General features: G+C 62.0%; 3 protein-coding genes. All 3 read left to right on the forward strand.

All coding sequences use genetic code 11. The features are described 5' to 3' along the window. On the forward strand, positions 1 to 210 hold a 210-nt coding region (locus tag HX846_RS13470; protein WP_306173116.1), incomplete at its 5' end, for a shikimate kinase. Positions 211 to 357: 147 nt separating this feature from the next. Further along, the gene (aroB, locus tag HX846_RS13475; protein ID WP_003209346.1) at positions 358 to 1,458 is read left to right on the forward strand and encodes a 3-dehydroquinate synthase; all 1,101 of its coding nucleotides are present in this window, start codon (positions 358 to 360) and stop codon (positions 1,456 to 1,458) included. Between the two features lie 10 nt (positions 1,459 to 1,468). After that, positions 1,469 to 2,477, forward strand: a 1,009-nt coding sequence (locus HX846_RS13480; RefSeq protein ID WP_178965538.1) for an AAA family ATPase, incomplete at its 3' end; no start/stop codon positions are given.

A 2,477-nucleotide genomic window follows, 5' to 3' on the forward strand; every position in this document is an offset into this window, starting at 1 on the left:
GTCGAGCAGCAGGTGGGCCGCACCGCTCGCGACCGCAATCGCCCATTGCTGCGCACCGCCGACCCGGCAAAAACCCTGCGGGACCTGCTGACGCTGCGCGACCCGCTTTATCGGGAAATCGCCGATCTGGTGGTGGAAACCGATGAGCGGCCGCCACGAATGGTGGTTCTCGACATTCTCGAGCGCCTGGCACAGTTGCCACCCCGTTAAAGCCAGGGCCGAAATGCGCTATCCTCGGCGGCGCGTCATGACCGTCCGAGTTGTGGCGTAGAGCCATCAGGCAGCGTCAGATCCCGACGTTGCCGACAACGTTAATGTAGGGCAGGACGCCTGCTTTCATCTTCAACGCGGGGACACATGCAGACACTTAAGGTCGATCTTGGCGAGCGCAGCTACCCGATCCATATTGGCGAAGGTTTGTTGGACCAGCCCGAGTTGCTCGCACCGCATATTGCCGGGCGGCAAGTGGCGATCATCTCCAATGAAACGGTCGCGCCGCTGTATCTTGAGCGTCTGAGCCGCAGCCTGGCGGCGTACTCGGTGATCTCGGTGGTGCTGCCGGACGGCGAGGCCTTCAAGACCTGGGAAACCCTGCAACTGATCTTTGATGGCCTGCTGACGGCCCGTCATGACCGGCGCACCACTGTGGTGGCCCTGGGTGGCGGTGTGATCGGCGACATGGCTGGCTTTGCAGCCGCCTGCTATCAGCGCGGCGTGGACTTTATCCAGGTACCGACCACCTTGCTGTCCCAGGTCGATTCGTCGGTGGGCGGCAAGACCGGCATCAACCACCCGCTGGGCAAGAACATGGTCGGCGCGTTCTATCAGCCGAATGTGGTGCTGATCGACACTGCCACCCTCAATACCCTGCCACCCCGCGAGCTGTCGGCGGGCCTGGCGGAAGTCATCAAGTACGGGCTGATCTGCGACGAGCCGTTCCTGACCTGGCTGGAAGAACACGTCGACGCCCTGCGCGCCCTCGACCAGGTGGCACTCACCGAAGCGATTTCCCGCTCCTGCGCCGCCAAGGCGCTGGTGGTGAATGCCGACGAGCGTGAGTCCGGCGTGCGCGCCACCTTGAACCTCGGCCACACCTTCGGCCATGCGATCGAGACCCACATGGGCTATGGTGTGTGGTTGCATGGAGAGGCCGTAGCGGCTGGCACAGTGATGGCATTGGAGATGTCGCAACGCCTGGGCTGGATCAGCGCCCAGGAGCGTGATCGCGGGATCCGCCTGTTCCAGCGCGCCGGGTTGCCGGTCATTCCTCCCGAGGAGATGACCGAGGCAGATTTTCTCGAACATATGGCAATAGACAAGAAAGTGATCGACGGTCGACTGCGACTGGTGCTGTTGCGCCGAATGGGCGAAGCGGTAGTGACCGACGATTATCCGAAAGAGATTTTACAGGCCACGCTGGGAGCGGATTACCGCGCCCTGGCCCAGCTTAAAGGTTAATAAGATCCCGATGACTAGTTTGCATGCCGACGAGGCGTTCCTCGGCCATTACCAGTTAAGCCACGACCCTTTTGCTCCTCGGGTGCCTGGTTTCAAGTTTTTCCCTGCGCAACGCAAGCCGGTGCTGGGACAACTGCACCACCTGGCGCGCTACAGCCAGTTGCTGCTGGTGGTCACCGGCCCGTTGGGCAGCGGCAAGACCTTGCTGCGCCAGGCACTGGTGGCCAGCACCAACAAGCAATCGGTACAGAGCGTGGTGGTTTCCGCCCGTGGTGCCGGTGATGCGGCAGGCGTGTTGCGTCAAGTGGCCCAGGCCCTCGACGTGTCCACTGCCGAGCCGAATGCGATCCTCAAGCAAGTGGTGCAACTGGGCCTGACCGGCCAGGAAGTCTACCTGCTGGTGGATGACGCCGAGCAGCTCGACGAATCTGCCCTGGAAGCGTTGCTGGCCCTGGCGGCCGGTACGCCTGAAGGGCGCCCGCATGTGTTCCTGTTTGGCGAGTCTTCGCTGATCGCCGAACTTGAACAGATCAGCGGTGAGCAGGAGCTGTTCCACGTCATCGAACTGCAGCCTTACGAAGAAGAAGAAACCCGCGAATACCTGGCCCAGCGGCTGGAAGGCGCAGGGCAGGGCATCGAACTTTTCTCCGCTTCGCAGATCTCTGATATTCACGAAAGCTCCGACGGCTGGCCTGGCACCATCAACCAGGTTGCCCGGGATGCCATGATCGAAGCCATGATTGCCAGCCGCTCAGCGGTAAAGCGTCCAAAGATGGGGTTTACTATGCCGAAGAAGCACGTATTGGCAATTTCTGCCGTTGTCGTGGTTGCCGTCGCCGCCGCCTGGTTGATTCCAGGTCGCAACAAGGCACCGACCACCGCTGGCGCGCCAACCGAACAGGCGCAGTTGCCACTGGGCAAGCCAACACCGAACGTTGAGTTTGCCAACTCCGGCCAACCCACCAACCTGCCAATGGTCGGCCAACCGGTGATGCGCGGCCCGCTCGCCGAAGAAGCTG

The organism is Pseudomonas sp. K5002 (assembly GCF_013386655.1).
Classification (GTDB): domain Bacteria; phylum Pseudomonadota; class Gammaproteobacteria; order Pseudomonadales; family Pseudomonadaceae; genus Aquipseudomonas.